The 17,342-nt window shown below is 68.0% G+C and carries 16 protein-coding genes and 4 pseudogenes; 13 read left to right on the top strand and 7 right to left on the bottom strand.

Annotated elements, in window-relative coordinates:
- Nucleotides 1-45: 45 nt before the first annotated feature.
- Together GA0070608_RS28990 and GA0070608_RS28995 are read right to left on the bottom strand one after the other, a co-directional pair.
- Nucleotides 46-447, bottom strand: a complete 402-nt coding sequence (locus GA0070608_RS28990; protein ID WP_091632472.1) for a roadblock/LC7 domain-containing protein — start codon at nucleotides 445-447, stop codon at nucleotides 46-48.
- The gene (locus GA0070608_RS28995) at nucleotides 444-2,909 is read right to left on the bottom strand and encodes a sensor histidine kinase (RefSeq protein ID WP_091632476.1); all 2,466 of its coding nucleotides are present in this window, start codon (nucleotides 2,907-2,909) and stop codon (nucleotides 444-446) included. The genes GA0070608_RS28990 and GA0070608_RS28995 overlap by 4 nt, the downstream gene beginning before the upstream one ends.
- A gap of 907 nt (nucleotides 2,910-3,816) precedes the next feature.
- Between GA0070608_RS28995 and GA0070608_RS33820 the strand changes: the two genes are divergently transcribed.
- From GA0070608_RS33820 to GA0070608_RS33825, 3 genes and pseudogenes are all read left to right on the top strand, one after another.
- Nucleotides 3,817-4,920 (top strand): radical SAM protein, encoded by a 1,104-nt coding sequence (locus GA0070608_RS33820; RefSeq protein WP_091632480.1) that lies wholly within the window; start codon nucleotides 3,817-3,819, stop codon nucleotides 4,918-4,920.
- Nucleotides 4,917-5,531 carry a dTMP kinase gene (tmk, locus tag GA0070608_RS29005; protein ID WP_176733892.1) on the top strand — a complete coding sequence of 205 codons (615 nt, stop codon included), beginning with the start codon at nucleotides 4,917-4,919 and terminating at the stop codon, nucleotides 5,529-5,531. The genes GA0070608_RS33820 and tmk overlap by 4 nt, the downstream gene beginning before the upstream one ends.
- Nucleotides 5,532-5,560: 29 nt before the next feature.
- A pseudogene (locus GA0070608_RS33825) lies at nucleotides 5,561-6,175 on the top strand (endonuclease/exonuclease/phosphatase family protein); the annotation flags it as partial.
- Nucleotides 6,176-6,184: 9 nt separating this feature from the next.
- On the opposite strand, the gene GA0070608_RS29015 reads toward GA0070608_RS33825, so the two are convergent.
- Nucleotides 6,185-6,874, bottom strand: a complete 690-nt coding sequence (locus GA0070608_RS29015) for a class IV adenylate cyclase (RefSeq protein WP_091632492.1) — start codon at nucleotides 6,872-6,874, stop codon at nucleotides 6,185-6,187.
- 241 nt (nucleotides 6,875-7,115) lie between these two features.
- The gene (locus tag GA0070608_RS29025) at nucleotides 7,116-7,895 is read right to left on the bottom strand and encodes a transposase family protein (RefSeq protein ID WP_091621200.1); all 780 of its coding nucleotides are present in this window, start codon (nucleotides 7,893-7,895) and stop codon (nucleotides 7,116-7,118) included.
- A gap of 271 nt (nucleotides 7,896-8,166) precedes the next feature.
- Between GA0070608_RS29025 and GA0070608_RS33830 the strand changes: the two are divergent.
- From GA0070608_RS33830 to GA0070608_RS33840, 8 genes and pseudogenes are all read left to right on the top strand, one after another.
- Nucleotides 8,167-8,505 (top strand): annotated as a pseudogene (locus tag GA0070608_RS33830) (nucleotidyltransferase family protein); the annotation flags it as partial.
- Between the two features lie 133 nt (nucleotides 8,506-8,638).
- Entirely contained in the window at nucleotides 8,639-9,070 is a 432-nt protein-coding gene (locus GA0070608_RS33835; protein WP_245716003.1) for a hypothetical protein, read from the top strand.
- A gap of 107 nt (nucleotides 9,071-9,177) precedes the next feature.
- Nucleotides 9,178-9,528: a hypothetical protein gene (locus GA0070608_RS34425; protein ID WP_425413261.1), complete on the top strand. Its 351-nt coding sequence runs from the start codon at nucleotides 9,178-9,180 to the stop codon at nucleotides 9,526-9,528.
- A gap of 44 nt (nucleotides 9,529-9,572) precedes the next feature.
- Nucleotides 9,573-10,406 (top strand): carbon-nitrogen hydrolase family protein, encoded by an 834-nt coding sequence (locus GA0070608_RS29040; RefSeq protein ID WP_091636430.1) that lies wholly within the window; start codon nucleotides 9,573-9,575, stop codon nucleotides 10,404-10,406.
- 88 nt (nucleotides 10,407-10,494) lie between these two features.
- On the top strand, nucleotides 10,495-11,874 hold the full coding sequence (locus GA0070608_RS29045; protein WP_091632495.1) for a helix-turn-helix domain-containing protein: 1,380 nt from the start codon (nucleotides 10,495-10,497) through the stop codon (nucleotides 11,872-11,874).
- On the top strand, nucleotides 11,871-12,770 hold the full coding sequence (locus GA0070608_RS29050; protein ID WP_091632498.1) for a ribokinase: 900 nt from the start codon (nucleotides 11,871-11,873) through the stop codon (nucleotides 12,768-12,770). The genes GA0070608_RS29045 and GA0070608_RS29050 overlap by 4 nt, the downstream gene beginning before the upstream one ends.
- 212 nt (nucleotides 12,771-12,982) lie before the next feature.
- Complete coding sequence (locus GA0070608_RS29055; protein WP_091621200.1) at nucleotides 12,983-13,762, top strand: transposase family protein; 780 nt, start codon at nucleotides 12,983-12,985, stop codon at nucleotides 13,760-13,762.
- Nucleotides 13,763-13,881: 119 nt separating this feature from the next.
- Nucleotides 13,882-14,146 (top strand): annotated as a pseudogene (locus GA0070608_RS33840) (IS630 family transposase); the annotation flags it as partial.
- Between the two features lie 3 nt (nucleotides 14,147-14,149).
- On the opposite strand, the gene GA0070608_RS34090 reads toward GA0070608_RS33840, so the two are convergent.
- Nucleotides 14,150-14,281, bottom strand: a complete 132-nt coding sequence (locus tag GA0070608_RS34090) for a hypothetical protein (RefSeq protein ID WP_281186163.1) — start codon at nucleotides 14,279-14,281, stop codon at nucleotides 14,150-14,152.
- A gap of 772 nt (nucleotides 14,282-15,053) precedes the next feature.
- Here GA0070608_RS34090 and GA0070608_RS29065 point away from each other — a divergent pair.
- Together GA0070608_RS29065 and GA0070608_RS33845 are read left to right on the top strand one after the other, a co-directional pair.
- Nucleotides 15,054-16,139, top strand: a complete 1,086-nt coding sequence (locus GA0070608_RS29065; RefSeq protein ID WP_425413262.1) for an asparaginase — start codon at nucleotides 15,054-15,056, stop codon at nucleotides 16,137-16,139.
- A pseudogene (locus GA0070608_RS33845) lies at nucleotides 16,132-16,257 on the top strand (DUF296 domain-containing protein); the annotation flags it as partial. The gene GA0070608_RS29065 and the pseudogene GA0070608_RS33845, both read left to right, overlap by 8 nt.
- Here GA0070608_RS33845 and GA0070608_RS32925 read toward each other — a convergent pair.
- Both GA0070608_RS32925 and GA0070608_RS29080 read right to left on the bottom strand, forming a co-directional pair.
- Nucleotides 16,245-16,832 carry a hypothetical protein gene (locus GA0070608_RS32925; RefSeq protein ID WP_176733893.1) on the bottom strand — a complete coding sequence of 196 codons (588 nt, stop codon included), beginning with the start codon at nucleotides 16,830-16,832 and terminating at the stop codon, nucleotides 16,245-16,247. The pseudogene GA0070608_RS33845 and the gene GA0070608_RS32925 overlap by 13 nt on opposite strands.
- Nucleotides 16,829-17,137 carry a transposase gene (locus GA0070608_RS29080; RefSeq protein ID WP_091632503.1) on the bottom strand — a complete coding sequence of 103 codons (309 nt, stop codon included), beginning with the start codon at nucleotides 17,135-17,137 and terminating at the stop codon, nucleotides 16,829-16,831. The genes GA0070608_RS32925 and GA0070608_RS29080 overlap by 4 nt, the downstream gene beginning before the upstream one ends.
- Between the last annotated feature and the right edge of the window lie 205 nt (nucleotides 17,138-17,342).

Here is a 17,342-nt window from a genome sequence, read left to right on the forward strand (position 1 = left end):
TGGGGCGTTCGCGCTGCCGGGGCACGGGTCGTTGTCGCGAGGCCGTCATACCCGCTGCACGGCTCGCTGCTCGGGCGTCAATGCCCCACCGGTCCGGTTGATCAGCATGGCCATCTCGTAGACGACCTGCCCCATGTCCGCCTCTTTGTCGGCGAGCGCGGTGAGCACCGAGCCGTCACCGATCGACATGACCGCCAGCCGGCCGCTACCCATGTCCACGACGGTCTGCTCCACCGCGCCGGCCTCCATCAGCGAAGCCATGCCACTGGTCAAGCTGGCAAGGCCGGCAGTGAACGCCGCAAGCTGGTCGGCACGGTCCTTGGCCAGGCCGGTGCTGCGGGCCAGCAGCAGGCCGTCGGTGGACACCGCGACGGCGTGCGCGACGCCTGACGTGGTGCAGAGCTGATCGAGCAGGAAGTTCCAGTTCGAACGCGCGGGCCGGGTCATCGGGGGGACTCCTTCAAGGTGTGGTGGGTGCGACGCCCGGCCGCACCGAGCGCGCTGTCGATCGCGGACATCTGCCGGCGCAGCGCCTCGGGATCACGTTGAGCAGGCACCGGCGCTTGCGCACCGGGCGCGACGGGCGGAATCACTCGTCGGCCAGGACGGCGCACCGGTAGCCCGTGCGAGGTGGTTTCGGTCGCTGGGTCAGTCGCTGCCGCCAATGCCGCATCGGCGGCAGCTTTCCAGCGAGCCGGCATCGCGGGACCGCCCTGCGCCGCACCGTCGCCAGGCGCAGAGGTGAACCACGAGTGCCGCGGGTCGGATCGCACTGCGTCGAAAATCGCCAGCGGCGGTGGCGGCCCGACCGGCGTCGACGCGGGTGCGGGCGTCGCCGGCAGTGCTCGTACGGCTGGCGGCCATGCCGCCGGTGGGGGGCCCTCTGCCCGCGGCCCAGGGCGGGCGACAACTGCGGGTAGCTCACGGGTTCGCTCGTCGGCCAGTGCGCGCGGCGGTGTCGCCGGCCAGTCCGTCTGCGCGACCGTGAACTGGTGCAAGGCGAGAGTGACATCGACACGGGTGCCTTCACCGAAGTCCGAGCGGATCTGGACTGTGATGCCGAGGCGGTTGGCGATCCGCCCGACCACGGGCAGGCCCATCTGCTGGGTGGTCGCGCGGTCCATGCGATGGGGGTGCGCTAGCCGGTCGAGGGCGGCCTGTAGTTCCGCTTCCCGCATCCCGATGCCGTAATCGCGGACCTGCAGATGCAGCAGGTCCCCGACTCGGCTGCCTTCCACCATCACCGGGGTGTCAGGGGCCGAGTACTTCGTAGCGTTGTCGATCAACTCGGCCAGCAGGTGCATGAGTTCTTCCGCCACGTCCCGACCAACCAGGACGGCACCGTCGATGATCCCGAGCTCCACACGCTTGTAGTCGTCGATCTCGCTGCCGGCGGCACGCAGCAGATCCGGCAGAGCCACCGGTTCGGGCGTCGGCCGCCCCGCACGCCCCCCTGCCAGCACCTGCAAGTTGGCCGTCATGCGACGGATCAACGTGGCGACGTGGTCAAGGTCGAACAGCTTCTCCAGCCGGTCCGGGTCTTCCTCGTCGCGCTCCAACGCGTCAAGGTTGACCATCATCCGGTCCGCACGTGACTGCAGCCGACGCGACAGCGACAGGAAGATGCCCGCCACGGTGGCACGCAACGCCGCCTGCTCACCAGCGATCCGCACCGCAGCCAACGACACCCGGTTGAAGGCGTCAGCGACCTGCCCCACCTCATCGCGCCCGTCCACCGCGATCGGCTCCGCCGCCTGCGCCATCAGCTCGTCGATCGTCGCCTGGTCGGGATGATCGCCACCGAGCTGAGCGACCATCCGCGGCAACCGATCCGCCGCGACCGAATGTGCGCCAGCGCGCAGGCGCTGCAACGAGCCCGTCATCGACCGGGTCACCCACCAGCCCACCGCCACCATCACGGCCAGGCACGCCACCACTGTCACCGACAGCAACACAATCGTGCGCCGCTGCTCATCACGACGCTGCGTCACCGCCGCCAGCAGCTCCGCGTCCAGCTCCTGCTCGGCCGCATGCAGCAGGCCCATCCGAGCACCTACGGCCGTCGCCCACCGGGAGGCGCTGACACCCAGCCGCAGGGCGCTCCCCTGCGTCGCGCGCGCCACCACGCCCAGCAACCGCTCAGCCTCAAGCACGTTCCTGCCGCTCAGCTGGGCGTTGACCCGGGCCTGCCACCGCGCCGGCGCAAGCGCGCGAAACGCCTGCATCGCCTCGGTGAAGCCGACATCCGCACCGACGATCTCCTGCTGCCCCGCCGGCGTCAGCCGCCCCGAACCGAGCGAACGCACCACCGCGACCTGCATCAACCCCAGCGACTCGACCGCCTGCGACAGCGAAGCAGCCGCCCGCAGATCGTTACCCGTCTGCGCGTCAACACCCACCTGCGACAACCCCTGCCGGTAGGCCAACAGATCAGCCACCACCGCCCGGTAGCGGAACACCACCAAACTGCTCGTCGCATCCGGCCCCGCCTGCACCTGCTGCCGCAACGGCCCCAAATTCGCCAACTGCTCCTCAACGCGCCGCAGAGGCCCCTGCAGAACCAGGGGCGCCCTCACGCTGCGCCGCGCCTCGTCGAACTGCGTGACCGCACCGTCCGTCAAGGCGGTCTGCCGGCGATACCCCTCGGCGGCGACCGCGTTGCTGCCGCGTACGAGGACCAGGGCAGCGGCCGTCCGTTCACCCTGCAGATGCGCGGCCAGTCGACCCGCCGTCCCACCCAACACGACGAGCTGCCGCGACTGCTCCGCCTGCGACGCAGCCGACGCAGCACCCGCAGCCAAAACCCCACTCAGGGCAACAGTCGCCATCAACGGCAGCGCCAACAGCAAAGCCAGTTTGGTACGGATCCGCCTGTCCTGCAGCCGCCACCGAGGCAGGCCAAGAACCATTAGCGTCTGGGAGGCTGAACGCCTCACAACTCCTCCTTCAACTTCAAGCGGCGTGCTGACACCGGTCCTGTCGGAACCCCATCTCGTCACCTTGTCGGCCGTCGACCAGAGCTAGACATGGTCTGGCTGACATGGCATTTCGCTGGGATGTGTCGGCCAGTCAAGGCTTTGAGCCTCCTGACGACGGATACGGCGATCTTTCCTCGATGAGTTGACCTCGCTGGCTTACGAGTGACGGTGCGGCTGCGGCGCTGACGCCGGCATAGATCGACCTAATGCGAGGTCGATCGATGTCGGCTAGCCCTAGAAGCGACTTGCGACAATCCGTTGACAATCCGGGGTTGGGGGGTGCCCGGAGCCTCTGGTCGCAGGAATTGTCGGCAGATTGTCGGAGATGGCTTACGCCTCTTATCGACACAGGCGGCGACGGCTTTTGCTGTCTGAGTCACCGTTCGGTCCTGAAGCGGTGAGAGGCCACGGCCCCGCGCGCGGCGTCACGGTCTTCTCTGTGTCCACCAGCTTGGGAGGGGATGCACTATGACCAGTGGACCAAGGCAATCGTCGGGCCAGGGCTGCTCGACCCGGCCGCCCAGTGCGGCGTTCGCACGCCCCCGAGCCCCGACTTCTCAGGCGATTCATCCGCGCTCACGTCGCCTCAGGCGGGCACCCCGACGCTGACCCGACCGAGGGTGAGTTGCCCGTCACCCGATGGGCTTTGGAGGTGGCACCGGCTGTGGGCGGACTGGTGGTTGTCCACCAACGCTGCCGCCGGGCACTACCGCCCCGAAACCGACCCTTGCAACGCGCCCGTCGTGCTCCGACAGCTTCGCTGGGCCGCCCACCTACTCCGTACGTCATCACCGGCCTCGGGCACCGCCTGCCCGCAACTGGAAGCGGAGAGATCGTCATGAAGCGTCTCATCGTCGACACCCACGCGTCGTCCTGCTACTTTCGCACCTCAGTAGGCGGGGACGGACGCAAGGCGTTGGTGCAGATCACCGAGCGGTGCAACCTGCACTGTGCGCACTGCTTCGTCTCTTCCACCGCAGAGGGAGCCGATCTGCCGCTGGCGGATTTCACCACCCGTGTCCTACCCCGGCTGCTTGACGCCCGCGTCGAACGCATCACGCTCACGGGCGGTGAACCGTTCGTCCATCCCGACTTCCTCGGCCTCTGCCGCGCAGTGACCGACCAGGGCCTACCCGTGGGCGTTTGCACGAACGCAACGCAGAGTAGCGACGAGGACATCGTGGCCTTGGCCGCGATGGGGAACGTCCACATCAACGTGTCCTTCGACGGATTTCGCCCCGAGAGCCACGGCAAGTTTCGTGGCGATCGGTCATCGTTCGCCACGACACTTGCCACCACCCGGAAGTTCGCCGAGGCCGGCCTACTCAAAGGCCTCTTGTCGACCCCGAACGCGCTGACCACACCTGAGGAGTTCGCTGATCTGTGTGCCTTCGGCGTTGAGGTAGGCGCCGAGTACGTGTTGATGAACCCCTTGTCGTCCTTCGGGCGAGGGGTGAAGAGCCGCAGCCGGCTCGCCGCCACGGCAGCAGCGATGAACGCCATCCGCGCCGTGACCGACCGCTTCGCCGACCAACTCGACCTCGTCCGGATTCGATTTCCCAACGACGAGTTGCCCCTGGGAGGCTGCGACGCCGGCAAGTTGATCTACGTCTTCGTCGACGGGCAAGTCGCGATCTGCCCGTACCTCGTCTTCGCTGCCCGCACGCCGCTGTCCCAGCACCACGACACCGAATTCCTGGCCGGCAACATCCTCGACAGCGATGTCACCGTCAGCCTGGACACTCACGGCTTCCACACCCGCTACGAGCCTGGCGTCAACCCGACCTGCGGCTCCTGTGCGCTCACTGGGCAGTGCGGCAAGGGCTGCCCCGCTGCGGTCGTCGCTGCCGGTGGGCGCATCGGCGAGGTCGACACCGAGCAGTGCCCGGTCACCGGGTCCGACGGCAGACGTCTGCTCCCTCTCGCCGTAGCGAAGAAGTGATCACCCTGTTCATCGCCATCGAAGGCCCCAACGGAGTCGGCAAGAGCACCACCTCCCGCCTCTTGGCCGATCGCCTCGCCGACCTCGGTCCCGCCGGCGTGCACCTGACCGCGGAACCCACCCGCACACCGCTAGGGCAGCTTCTGCGCCGGCAGGAGGACTTCCTTCACGGCAAGGCCCTCGCTCTTGCCCTCGCCGCCGACCGCGCCGCACATATCGAGAACGAGATCGTCCCTCGCCTCGACGACGGCTTCCACGTCGTCACCGACCGGTACGTCGCCTCCTCGCTGGTCCTACAGCGCGTCGACGGCCTTGACCTCGCCGAAATCTGGTCTTACAACCGCTATGTTCTTCCCGCCACCGTCATCTACCTCGAAGACGACCCCGACGTCATCCGGGCCCGACTCGCCGCGCGAGCGCACCTGACCCGCCTCGAACGCGCCGGCTCACCTGAGAAGGAACTTGTCCTTCATCGAGACGCGGCCCGGCACCTGCACCGCCAGGAATGGCGCCAATACACCATTGCCTGCGCAGGGTTAACCCCGGACCAAATCGTGAGCACTATCCTCAACCTCCTGCCCGCCGACACGCTCTTGACCAGCGAGGCCTAACACCCGTGCTGTCCGCTCTGACGATCAACATGCAGGCTGCCGCCCCAGCGCGCGCGCAACGGCTGCTCACCTGGCTCCTGGCCCGCGACGACGACGTCATCATCCTGACCGAGACCAGCAACGGTCCCGGCACCCGTCAGCTCCTCACCGAGCTGAGCGCCGCCGGCCTGACCATCACTCACCATCCATCGCCCGACGGCGACCGCGGATGCGCCATCGCCACCCGCGTCCCCAGCCACCCGGCACCGCACCTGACCGCCGGAATCAGCCTGCCCGGCAGAGCCCCTGCCACCGTTCTCGGCACCGACCCCGCCGTCACCGTGCTCGGCCTCTACGTGCCCTCCAGTGACCGCGCGCCCGCCAAGGTCGCCAAAAAGCGCGCGTTCCTCACCACGGTCCAGAACACCCTGACCCGGCTCGCTCCTACCGATCGGAACCATCTCCTGCTCGGCGGCGACTACAACGTCATCAGCCGCGACCACCAACCCCGCTACCCCGGCTTCCTCTCCTTCGAGTACGACTTCCTCGACGCCCTCGACGCCCTCGGGCTCACCGACACCCACCAGCATCTCCACCCAGGCACCCAGGCACACACCTGGATCAGCCGTAATGGCAACGGATACCGCTTCGACTACCTCCACGCCGGCCCCGGGCTACTGCCCCACGTGACCGCCGCCGCCTACCTGCACGAACCACGTCTGGACAGGCTCACCGACCACGCCGCGCACGCCATCACCATCGACGTCCGCGTGCCCGACAGACGCCGAACCGTACTCGCGGCGCAAACCCTCTTCTGAACGCCCCTCGCCGTTCGAGCGGGCCCGAAGCAGGGAGTCATAGGTGTGCGTCACACGCTCGACCGCTACGCCCAGCGCCACAACCTGGGAATGCAGTCTCTCCTGCGTCTCGGTGCCTGCGTCGTTCTCCCCCGCCATCGTCTCCACCTCAAGGAAGACGCCCAGTCCGCCAACGACGTCCACGCAGACCGTCACCTCACCCCAGGTGCCGGTTCTCCGGGTCTTGGTAATGCGGACGGTCGGCACGAAACCCATGATCAGCAGAGCGTCGTGCATCTGCGCTCGATCGGCCACGACGGTCTCGTGCTCCACGCAGGCGAGTTCGTTGTCCAGCGGGCGCTTGACGGTGAATAGGTGCCGACCGGACTGCGTACGCAGCCGCGCGAAGGTCACGTTGCGCTTCGACATCCCGTACCGCCAACTGGCGGGAGCGTACGCCTGATCGTCCTGGCGCACCGGCTCCGACAACCGAATGCCCTGGCCAGCCAGAGCCGAGAGTAGCGCCGACTCGTCGCTTACCAGATATTTGACCTCAACCTCTTGCACCGCTGGAGCCTATACACCTCGCAACGAGCTGCCTTACCGCCACGCTTTCGAGATTTCAGCCCGAGATATATGAGCTGACGTCGTTGCTTCCAGCCCCCCGTTCCCGGCCGATGGCCCCTGCCACGCCCTCGGTGCGGCCCTCTTCCGCTCCTCCCGCAGGTGGCTCCCTGGCGATCAAAGTCACCCTGTTAAGGGACGTCTCGTAACTGGGTGAAGGCGTTGCCTGGGACGGGGTCGGCGGTCAGCCGGCGAGGATGATGTTGTGGAGGTTGGCGATGCCGGAAGCGGCGTCGGCCAATGTGTGGGCGGCGCGGCGGTAGTCGCGCAGGATCTTGAAGCACTTCATCCTGGCCAGGGCGTGTTCGACCCCCGCTCGGACGGTGCGGTGTTCGACGTTGAGGGCTTCCTTCCAGGTCGGCAGCGAGCTGCCGTCGGCGGGCTTGCGGTACGGCATGATCACCTCGGGGTTACCTCGGTAGCCGCCGTCGGCCATCACCGGCCGCCCGTTCAGCTTCTGGTCGATGTCTGAGGTGCGGTAGACGATCGTGTCGTTGCGGTTGCCCGGCTGCGGATCGCCAACGGCGATGACCAGGCGGGTGCTGGCGTCGATGGCGACCTGCAGGTTCGTCGAGTAGCGGTAGTTCTTGCTGCGGGCGGCCAGGCGGTGATCGCGGGTGGGGATCAGGGTGCCGTCGACGATGGCGATCTGTTCGACCGGCCGTTTACGCACTGGTGCCAGGGCCAGTAGCGGCGCGAGGGTGTCGATGACCCGGTGCGCCGCGGAGTGCGACACCCCGAACAGCGGGCCGATCTGCCGCATCGTCAGGTTCGTACGCCAGTAGGCGGCCACCAGCAACACCCGATCCGGGAGGTCGAGGGCCCACTGCCGGCCCGGCCGGCCGTCGGCGATGCCGTCACCGCCGCGCTCGGCGACCAGCCGGACCAGCCTGCGGAACTGGGCGGGCTGCAACCCGGTGAACGGAAAGACCCACTCCGGACGGGCTGCCGAGATCACCTGCACCCCACCATGATCCACGATGGACGCGAGACCCAGTTACGAGACGTCCCTTAGGTGATTACCTCGTCCAACGGTTGCACCGTCATGTCGACACGGTGGCGCGGTCATGACGATGCAACAAGCCAGCGGACAGCGCGGCACACCAGCAGGCGAGACGCGCGTCGGTGAGCTGCGTCAACTGGTGGAATCGAGTCCATTTCTGATGCGGGCACTGGCCGTAGTGCGAGGCTGAAAGCTGCCCGACGCGTGGATCGGCGCCGGGGTCCTGCGCGACCTGGTTTGGGGCTGCCGCTATGGCGATGGATTCGACGTCCGAGCGGTACGGGACGTTGACGTGGCGTTCTTCGATCCCGACAACCTGAGCCGGGACAATGACCAACAGGCCACCGCCTGGCTGGCCGCGATAGAGCCGGACCTGCCATGGGAGGCGAAGAACCAGGCAGCCGTGCACACCTGGTATCCGCAACAGTTCGGCGGCGGCCCCGTCCCACCCTTGCGCAGCATCGCCGAAACGGTCGGCACCTGGCCCGAGTACGCCACCGCCGTCGCCATCCGCCTCGGCCCCGACGAGGGCCTCGCGGTCTGCGCGCCGCACTGCCTGGACGACCTCCTCGACGGTGTCTGGCGACGCAACCCCACCCGGGTCAGCGAGCAGACATCCAAGCGACGACTCGTCCGGCAACGCCCGCCCACCGATGGCCCGGCGTCCGCGTCATCACCGACCCGCCTGGGCAGAGGTCGGATCGGTGACCGCGCTGTTCCTCGTCGACGGAAACCAGCTGCTCTACCGGGCCTGGTTCGGCTTTCCCACCCGTATCACCAGCCGCGACAAGACCCGCGACCTCACCGGCGTGTTCGGGTTCCTCGCCCTCATGCGCAAAGCTCACCGCCTGCACGCCCCCGACAGCGAACTCGTCGTCATCTTCGACGGCGAGCACGCCACCGGCCGCACCGACACCGTGCCCGGTTACAAGGCGAACCGCGCCACCATCACCGCACTGCCCGAGGTGAAGCGAGCCCTCGATGCTGCCGCGGTCCGCTGGATCGAGATCGACGGGCAGGAAGGCGACGACATCATCGCCACCCCTACCGTCGTCCACGCCGGCCGTCCGGTGATCTGCTACTCCAGCGACCGGGACTTCTACCAACTCCTGCATCATCGGGCGTCACCGTTCTGACCCCACAACGCGCCACCATCACCGCCGCCGACATCCACCGCCGCTACCGCGTCCATCCACAGCAGTGGCCCGACTACCGGGCGCTGACCGGCGACCCCGCCGACAACATCCCCGGCATCCGCGGCGTCGGCCCCACCACCGCCGCCGCCCTCCTCCCCGACGGCTGGCACCTCGACGAACTCGCCCGCAGCCCCCCGCCTACGCAACCCCCGCTGCCACGCAGTCACCGATCGGTGGGAAAACCTGCTCGCCTGGCGCGACGCCATCCGCCTGCACACCGACATCCCGCTACCCGACGACCTCATCACCGGCCAGCCCACGGGCCCGCTGCCTCGCGCAGCCCACCTCCTCGACCGCCTCAGCCTCTGGTAGCCCCACCCCGGCCGCCCCCCGGGTCGCGATCCCTGGCGGCTGGCCACGCCAGCCGCCTTCAGCCATACCGGAAGGAAGACTCGTGACCACCAGCGGAGAGGCACCGGCGAGCCCACACCGCGCCGCGACGTTGACCATCGCCACCGCGCAACCACCGGTGACCTGCGATCCCGCCGCCAACGGCACAGCGATCCGTACCCTCATGCGCCAAGCACACGAGCGCGGCGCAGCGCTCGTGCACTTTCCGGAGGGCGCGTTGTCCGGCTACGCCGGACAGGCCAAGCAGCACTTCTCCGCCTGGAATGTCGACTGGACCCTGGTGCGGCAGGAGCTTGACGCCACCCGTGTCCTCGCCGCCAAGCTCGGTCTGTGGGTCATCGTCGGCAGCAACCACCGCCTCAGCGACGGACACCGTCCTCACAACAGTCTTTACGTGATCTCCCACCGTGGTGACATCGTCGACCGGTACGACAAGCGGTACCTGTCCCACACCGAGATCACCGACTTCTACACCCCCGGCTTCACCCCCACCACCCTTGACATCGGCGGATACCGATTCGGCCTCAGCCTCTGCATCGAGATCAACTTCCCCGAGGTGTTCCTCGATTACCTCCACCGAGGCGTGGACTGCGTTCTGTTCTCCACCTTCTCCCACGACCCGATCTTCGACGTGATCGCACGCGGGCATGCCGCCACCACGAACCAGTGGATCAGCGTCTCCGTCCCCGCCCAATGCAGCACCGCCATGCCCGCCGGGATCATCGGCCCCCACGGCGCCTGGCTCACCCAATGCACCTCCGACGGCAACACCGACCTCACGTTCGCCACCCTCGACCGCAACGCGCCGGAGCTACGAATCGCCCTGCACGCCGCTCGGCCGTGGCGAGCAACCGCCCGCGACGGGTCCATCTACCAGCAGCGTCGTGTGAACGATCCGGGTAGTCGTGATCGCACGGTATGGTGACTGCCCCCAACCCGGCCTTGATGACCGCCTCTACAGCCTCCGGCGTTGCTGACCGGTCCGAGGCCGCAACGATCCGAGGGAGGCGGAAATGACGGACCCTCACGACGTGGGTGAGGCGTGGCGCGCACTCGGGCAGCAGTTGGCCGAGTTCCGCAAGGCGGCGGGTCACACCCAGCACGCGCTGGCGCCCAGGGTGCTCGCCGGTCGCAGCACGATCGCGAACACGGAGGTCGGACGGCAGCACCCGGATCGCGCCTTTTGGGAGCGCTGCGACGAGGCCCTCAGCACCGACGGCATCCTCGCTGCCGGTTACGACCGGGTTGTCGCCCTTCAACAGCAGTACCGTCGAGCCAGAGGCACGGCGGCATTCACCGCGTCGCTGACCGCAGCGGAAGCCGATCCCCTGGTGCCCGGCGCACACGGCGAGGCTGCGGAGGAGACAGTTATCGTGACGGCTGTGGCAGATCAGCGGGGCCGGCAGGTTGAGGTCAGCCGCCGCGCGCTCCTGCAGGCGGTCCCCGGCGGTATGGTGGCATCGCTGGCAGGTCTGGATTCGCCAGCTACGGCAACACGAGCAGCCCAGGTGGATTCGGCCATCGTGGAACACTTCGCGGTACTGCGTGGAGTACTCGTGGAGTCCGACAACAGGGTCGGTGCCGCGGCGATCCTTCCGACGGCCCGGCAGCAGCTCGGGCATATCGCCGACTACCGCAGAGTTGCCCGGGGTAGCCTGCGGGACGCGTTGTTGGGTACCGAGGCACGATGGGCGGAGTTCGCCGGCTGGCTCAGCGACGACTTGGGCGACCGTGACGCCGGCGACTGGTGGCTCGCCCAGGCGTTGACCATGGCGCAGGAAGCCGCCGACATGGAGTTCACCGCCTACGTCTTCGCCCGTATGGCGCAACGGGCCGCCACTGCCGCCGACCAGGACCGGGTGCTTGGGCTCGCCCGGGCCGCCGATCGCGCCGGCAGCCTCAACGCTCAGATTCGCGCGTTCGCGGCGGTGCAACGCGCTCACGGCCACACTGTCGAAGGCGACGCCACCGCATTCCGTGCCGCCATCGACGACGCCCAGCACCTCGCCGCCTCTACCGGGGCAAACGACGGTGGGCTTGGTTCTTTCTGCACCATGGCGTACGTGTGCGCGCAGGAAGGCGATGGCTGGCTACGGCTCGGACGTCCTCGCGCCGCCGTCCGGTGCTTCCACCAAGCCCTCGAAGGGTGGCCGGAGTCGTACCGACGCGAACGGGGCCTCTACCTGGCGCGCACCGCCGCCGCCCACGCCGCCGCAGGTCAACCCGAACAGGCCGCTACCGCCGCCCTCACCGGGCTCAACCTGGCCCGCCTCACACGCTCGGCGCGCGTCCAACGTGAGGTCGCCGCTGTCAGCTGTCAGCTCGCGGCGTTCCCCACCGAGCCCGGGGTGCGGGAGTTGCACGCCGCCTTAGCCACTTCCGTCTCGGCATGATCGACAACCGGGATCCTGGCGACAGCGTCGATGTCGCCTTCGTCGGCCGAGCCAACATAGACCTGACCATCCACGTCCCCCACCGTGCCCGCGCGGGCCGCACCGCCATCGGCTCACCTCTAACCGCCAGCGCCGGAGGTAAAAGCCTGAACCAGGCCATCACCGCCGCCCGCCATGGCGGACACGCCGCCCTAATCGCCAACCTCGGCGCCGACACCTGGGGCCACCACATCACCGCCGCCCTCGCCGAGGCAGGCGTCGACACCCGCCACGTCCGGCTCATTCCCGACACCACCAGCGGGGCAGCCATCATCGAGGTCACCCCCGACGGCGCAAGCTACATCACCCTCGCCCTCTCACCCGCCACCGAACTCACCCCCGGCGACATCCACCACGCCACCACCAACCTCGCCGCACAAGCGGTCGTCGTCCAACTCGACCTCCCACCCGAACCCGTGACCACGCTGCTGAGCCACCGTCGCGCACCGATCGTCATCGGCAACCTCGTCCCCCACCCCAGCCTCGACCCCGACCTGCTGGCCAAACTCGACATCCTCGTGGTCAACCAACACGAAGCCGCCGCCATCCTCCACACCACCGTCGGCGACCCTCTCGACGCCGCCGCCGCGCTACAGCGCCTCGGACCCCAGACCGTGGTCGTCACCGCCGGTCCGAACGGCGCCGCCTACACCCACCCCAACGGGTCCGGCACCGTACCCGCACCGACCGTCCCGGTCATCGACACCACGGGAGCCGGCGATGCTTTCCTCGGCTGCCTCGCCGTCGACCTCGCCAGACACATCCCACTACCCGACGCCCTCACCACCGCCGTCCACGCCGGATCCCAAACCGTCCAACACAGCGGCGCTCACACCGCGACACGCCAGGCCACCTAATCAAACCGTCGTTCTAGGGATGCTTAGGCCCGCCACTGCCCACGCCACCAGCATGCAGGTGGCAGGGAACGGCGGCGCGGGGCGACGATCCGCACCGGTGCCAGCACCCCTGGTCCGGGGCCGCAACGCGTTATCGCTGGTTTAGCATGGATCAGCTTCGGCTAAGGGACGTCTCGTAACTGGGTCTCGCGTCCATCGTGGATCATGGTGGGGTGCAGGTGATCTCGGCAGCCCGTCCGGAGTGGGTCTTTCCGTTCACCGGGTTGCAGCCCGCCCAGTTCCGCAGGCTGGTCCGGCTGGTCGCCGAGCGCGGCGGTGACGGCATCGCCGACGGCCGGCCGGGCCGGCAGTGGGCCCTCGACCTCCCGGATCGGGTGTTGCTGGTGGCCGCCTACTGGCGTACGAACCTGACGATGCGGCAGATCGGCCCGCTGTTCGGGGTGTCGCACTCCGCGGCGCACCGGGTCATCGACACCCTCGCGCCGCTACTGGCCCTGGCACCAGTGCGTAAACGGCCGGTCGAACAGATCGCCATCGTCGACGGCACCCTGATCCCCACCCGCGATCACCGCCTGGCCGCCCGCAGCAAGAACTACCGCTACTCGACGAACCTGCAGGTCGCCATCGACGCCAGCACCCGCCTGGTCATCGCCGTTGGCGATCCGCAGCCGGGCAACCGCAACGACACGATCGTCTACCGCACCTCAGACATCGACCAGAAGCTGAACGGGCGGCCGGTGATGGCCGACGGCGGCTACCGAGGTAACCCCGAGGTGATCATGCCGTACCGCAAGCCCGCCGACGGCAGCTCGCTGCCGACCTGGAAGGAAGCCCTCAACGTCGAACACCGCACCGTCCGAGCGGGGGTCGAACACGCCCTGGCCAGGATGAAGTGCTTCAAGATCCTGCGCGACTACCGTCGCGCCGCCCACACATTGGCCGACGCCGCTTCCGGCATCGCCAACCTCCACAACATCATCCTCGCCGGCTGACCGCCGACCCCGTCCCAGGCAACGCCTTCACCCAGTTACGAGACGTCCCTTAGAAGACGCCATGGCGAAAACTGTCCGCGCACAAGGGCGAGCAAATCTGACGCTGGCCAAAGAGCACCGGGGTCGAGCTCTACTTCATACCGACCTAGGTGTCCTGGGCCAACCCGATTGAGGCCCACTTCGGCCCGCTACGGCACTTTACCGTCGCCGGTTCTAACCACCCCAACCGCACTGTCCAGACCCGGGCCCTGCACGCGTACATACGCTGGCGCAACACCAATGCCCTGTCACCCCGACGTCCTCGCAGCTCAACGCCGTGAGCGTGCCCGCGTCCGCAGCGAGAAGGGCATCCGCTGGGACGGACGTCCTCTGCCTGCTGCGGCCCAACTACCGCGCAGCCCGCAACGCTGCCGCGATCTGAACGACATCCAGATCGACGATGACCTCCTCGCCGGCCCGCACGCCGCAGGAGGCGATTGCCATGCCAATCAAGGCCAGCTCGACGGCATCGTCACGCAAGTCGTACTATTCGCGGCTTTCCTCGCCAACCCCTCCCGGCTCCTCGCAATCCCAGGCAGCGACCGCCGACTCCGCCACAGACCAAGGCAACCGCACGCTGACCCGGCTGATCCAAGGATCAAGATGAGCCCCGGCCGCCGCCAGCATGGTCCGGTTCTGCCGATACCTGACGTACTGCCCACGATCCTCCAAGATCGCCGGAGTACCCAGCCTCAATCGAGTCGCCGATCCCGAAGCTGATGAACGTATGCGGTCGGGGCACGGGCCCTGGCCTGGCCTTGATGGAGTCTTTCGGGATCCACATTGTGATCGCCGTCGGCCCGGAGTACGCCCCACTACCCGGCTTCGTCAGGGACAAGCATCGCGCGATCATGGCGCCGGCTCCGGGGATGAACGCCATGGCAACTCCGCCCCCTGAGCCGCCTGGATCCGTGCCGACGACGTCTGGCATGTCGATGTCACCGACCACGCCCACACCATCGCCGCGTACCGCGATGCCGTCGGCAACGTCCAAGCCCACTCCGTGATCGCTGACGACACGCCCGGCGGCCGGCTACGGCACCTGGCCGACTACCTGAGCCTTGAATGGCACTGGCTGCAACGACGCTGCGCCGACCTCGGCCAGTACGGCTTCGCTGGCCTCGCCGAGCCCGCAGCCGTCTGCTCTGCCTCGACGGCGTCGACCAAGCAAGCCGCTTCATCGGCACCCTGCCGTAATAGGCTCTCCTGCACACCACACCAGGCCGCGCAGCGACCGCTGGAAGGAAATGTCGTGCCCTCGACCCCGACAACACCCCCGCCGCGAGTGGTGGTGTTCGGCCTCGGCGGAACGATCGCCATGACCAGCGCCGCAGACGAAGGCGTCCGTCCGACGCTGACCGCACACGACCTGGTCAACGCCATACCCGGACTGGCCTCCGCGGGAATCGACATCGAAGTCGTGGACTTCCGCCGCCGCCCCGGAGCGTCCCTCACCTTCGCCGACATCACCGAACTCGCCACCGCAGCGACCCACGTACTCGCCGCCGGCGCGACCGGAGTGGTCGTCACCCAAGGCACCGACACAATCGAGGAGACCGCGTACCTGCTCGACCTGCTCCACCAGCGACCCGAACCTGTGATCGTCACCGGCGCGATGCGCAACCCCACCATGGCCGGCGCCGACGGGCCCGCCAACCTCCTCGCCGCCATCCAGACCGCCGCGTCCCCGGCCGCCCGAGACCAAGGCTGCCTCGTCGTTCTCGCTGACGAGATCCACGCCGCCCGCTGGGTCGCCAAAACCCATTCCACCAACGGCGCCACCTTTCGCTCGCCGGACACCGGCCCCATCGGCTACGTCATGGAAGGCACCGCAAGACTACTGACCCGCCTCCCATACCGGCTCACCATTCCCACCCCGAGCAAGCCCGAGCGCGCCCGCGTCGGCCTCTACACCGTCAGCCTCGACGACGACCCCACCCTCCTCGACGCCATCGGCCCACACTGCGACGGCCTCGTCATCGCCGGATTCGGCGTCGGCCACGTACCCGAACCCCTCATACCAACCCTCACCAACCTCGCCGCACGGATCCCCGTCGTACTCACCTCCCGCACCCCGGCCGGCCCGACACTCACCCACACCTACGGCTTCCCCGGCTCCGAACGCGACCTCCTCACCCGCGGACTCATCCCCGCCGGCTGGCTACCCCCACACAAAGCCCGCATCCTGCTCCGCACGCTCCTCGCCGCCCACGCCCAGCCGCAAGACATCGCCCCAGCATTCGCCGTTGCAGGCAACCTCGACGAACCATCCTCGTGGCCCTGGCCAACACCGACCCTGACCGCCGATCGAACGGAGGCAACCGCCGCGCATGCGTAGCCACTACCTGACCCCAGGACGCATGATCGGTGTGGTCTTCGACCACGGCGACGACTTCTTCACCGCTCTCGCCGACGCCTGCCGCGCCCACGACATCAAGCAGGGCTACATCCCCATGGGCGGATTCAACCGGTCGTTGCAACACCGCTGCTGTGCAGCAATCGTAGGTGCTCGTCGAGGGCCTCGGCGGGTGTCTTCCAGCCTCGACTTCATCCGTGAGTCGATGGAGTAGCCGACGATCCGGTTGGACCACACGTCCTTGATCGCGCACAGGTAGAGCTTGCCCTCACCGGTGCGGTGTTCAGTGATGTCGGCCAGCCACAACCGATTCGGGCCGTCCGTGGCGAAGTTGCGGCGTACCAGATCGTCGTGCACTGGCGGACCGACCTTGCCGCCCTTGCCCCGACGCTTCTTCTTGCTGAACGCGCTCCACCAGCCCATGCCAGAGCAGATTCTCCAGGCGGTGCGCTCGACCATCGGCTGGCCGGCAGCGCGGGCCTCATCAGCCAGGAACCGGTAGCCGAACTCCGGGTCGTCGCGATGGGCGTCGAACAAGGCGTCCGCCCGATACGCCTCAGCCAGTTCAGCGTCGGTGACACGGCGGGCAAGCCACCGGTAGTAGGGCTGACGAGCGATGTTCAATACCCGGCACGTCACCGCCACGGAGATACCGTCGGCGGCCAGCTCGCTCACGAGCGGGTAGAGCCTTTTCCCGGCAGATGCGCCTGCGACAGGTAAGCCGCGGCCCGGCGCAGGACCTCGTTCTCCTGCTCCAGCAGCTTGATCCTCTTGCGGGCCTCGCGCAGCTCAACTGACTCGCTGCCACTGACACCCGGTCCGGTACCGGCGTCAACGTCAGCCTGGCGCATCCATTTGAACAACGTCATCGGGTGGACTCCGAAGTCCTTGGCGATCTGCTCGACCGTCACGCCTGGATCACGGTCACGGGCCACCCGCACGACGTCATCGCGGAACTCACGAGGGTAGGGCTTGGGCACAGCAACATCCTTCCAGCCCGCCACCAGGGCAAGCCATCTCAGATGTCACCTAACGGTGCAGCAGACCCATCACGGTGGCGTGGATGGTGGCTTCTTAAGACGTGCCATCGGGGCATGCGCGTCGATCGCAGGGCTGTTGCAACCGTTCGGGTGACCCGGCTCAGTGATCCTGCGCACGTTCGTGCCGATGAACGGATGTCGGCCG

Origin of the sequence: Micromonospora peucetia (genome assembly GCF_900091625.1) — a bacterium.
GTDB classification, from domain to species: Bacteria; Actinomycetota; Actinomycetes; order Mycobacteriales; family Micromonosporaceae; genus Micromonospora; species Micromonospora peucetia.

Excerpts from the sequence above, each read along its gene's own strand:
- GA0070608_RS28990 (WP_091632472.1), bottom strand. The coding sequence starts at position 447 with ATGACCCGGCCCGCGCGTTCGAACTGGAACTTCCTGCTCGATCAGCTC.
- GA0070608_RS28995 (WP_091632476.1), bottom strand. The coding sequence starts at position 2,909 with ATGGTTCTTGGCCTGCCTCGGTGGCGGCTGCAGGACAGGCGGATCCGT.
- GA0070608_RS33820 (WP_091632480.1), top strand. The coding sequence starts at position 3,817 with ATGAAGCGTCTCATCGTCGACACCCACGCGTCGTCCTGCTACTTTCGC.
- GA0070608_RS29045 (WP_091632495.1), top strand. The coding sequence starts at position 10,495 with ATGACGGACCCTCACGACGTGGGTGAGGCGTGGCGCGCACTCGGGCAG.
- GA0070608_RS29050 (WP_091632498.1), top strand. The coding sequence starts at position 11,871 with ATGATCGACAACCGGGATCCTGGCGACAGCGTCGATGTCGCCTTCGTC.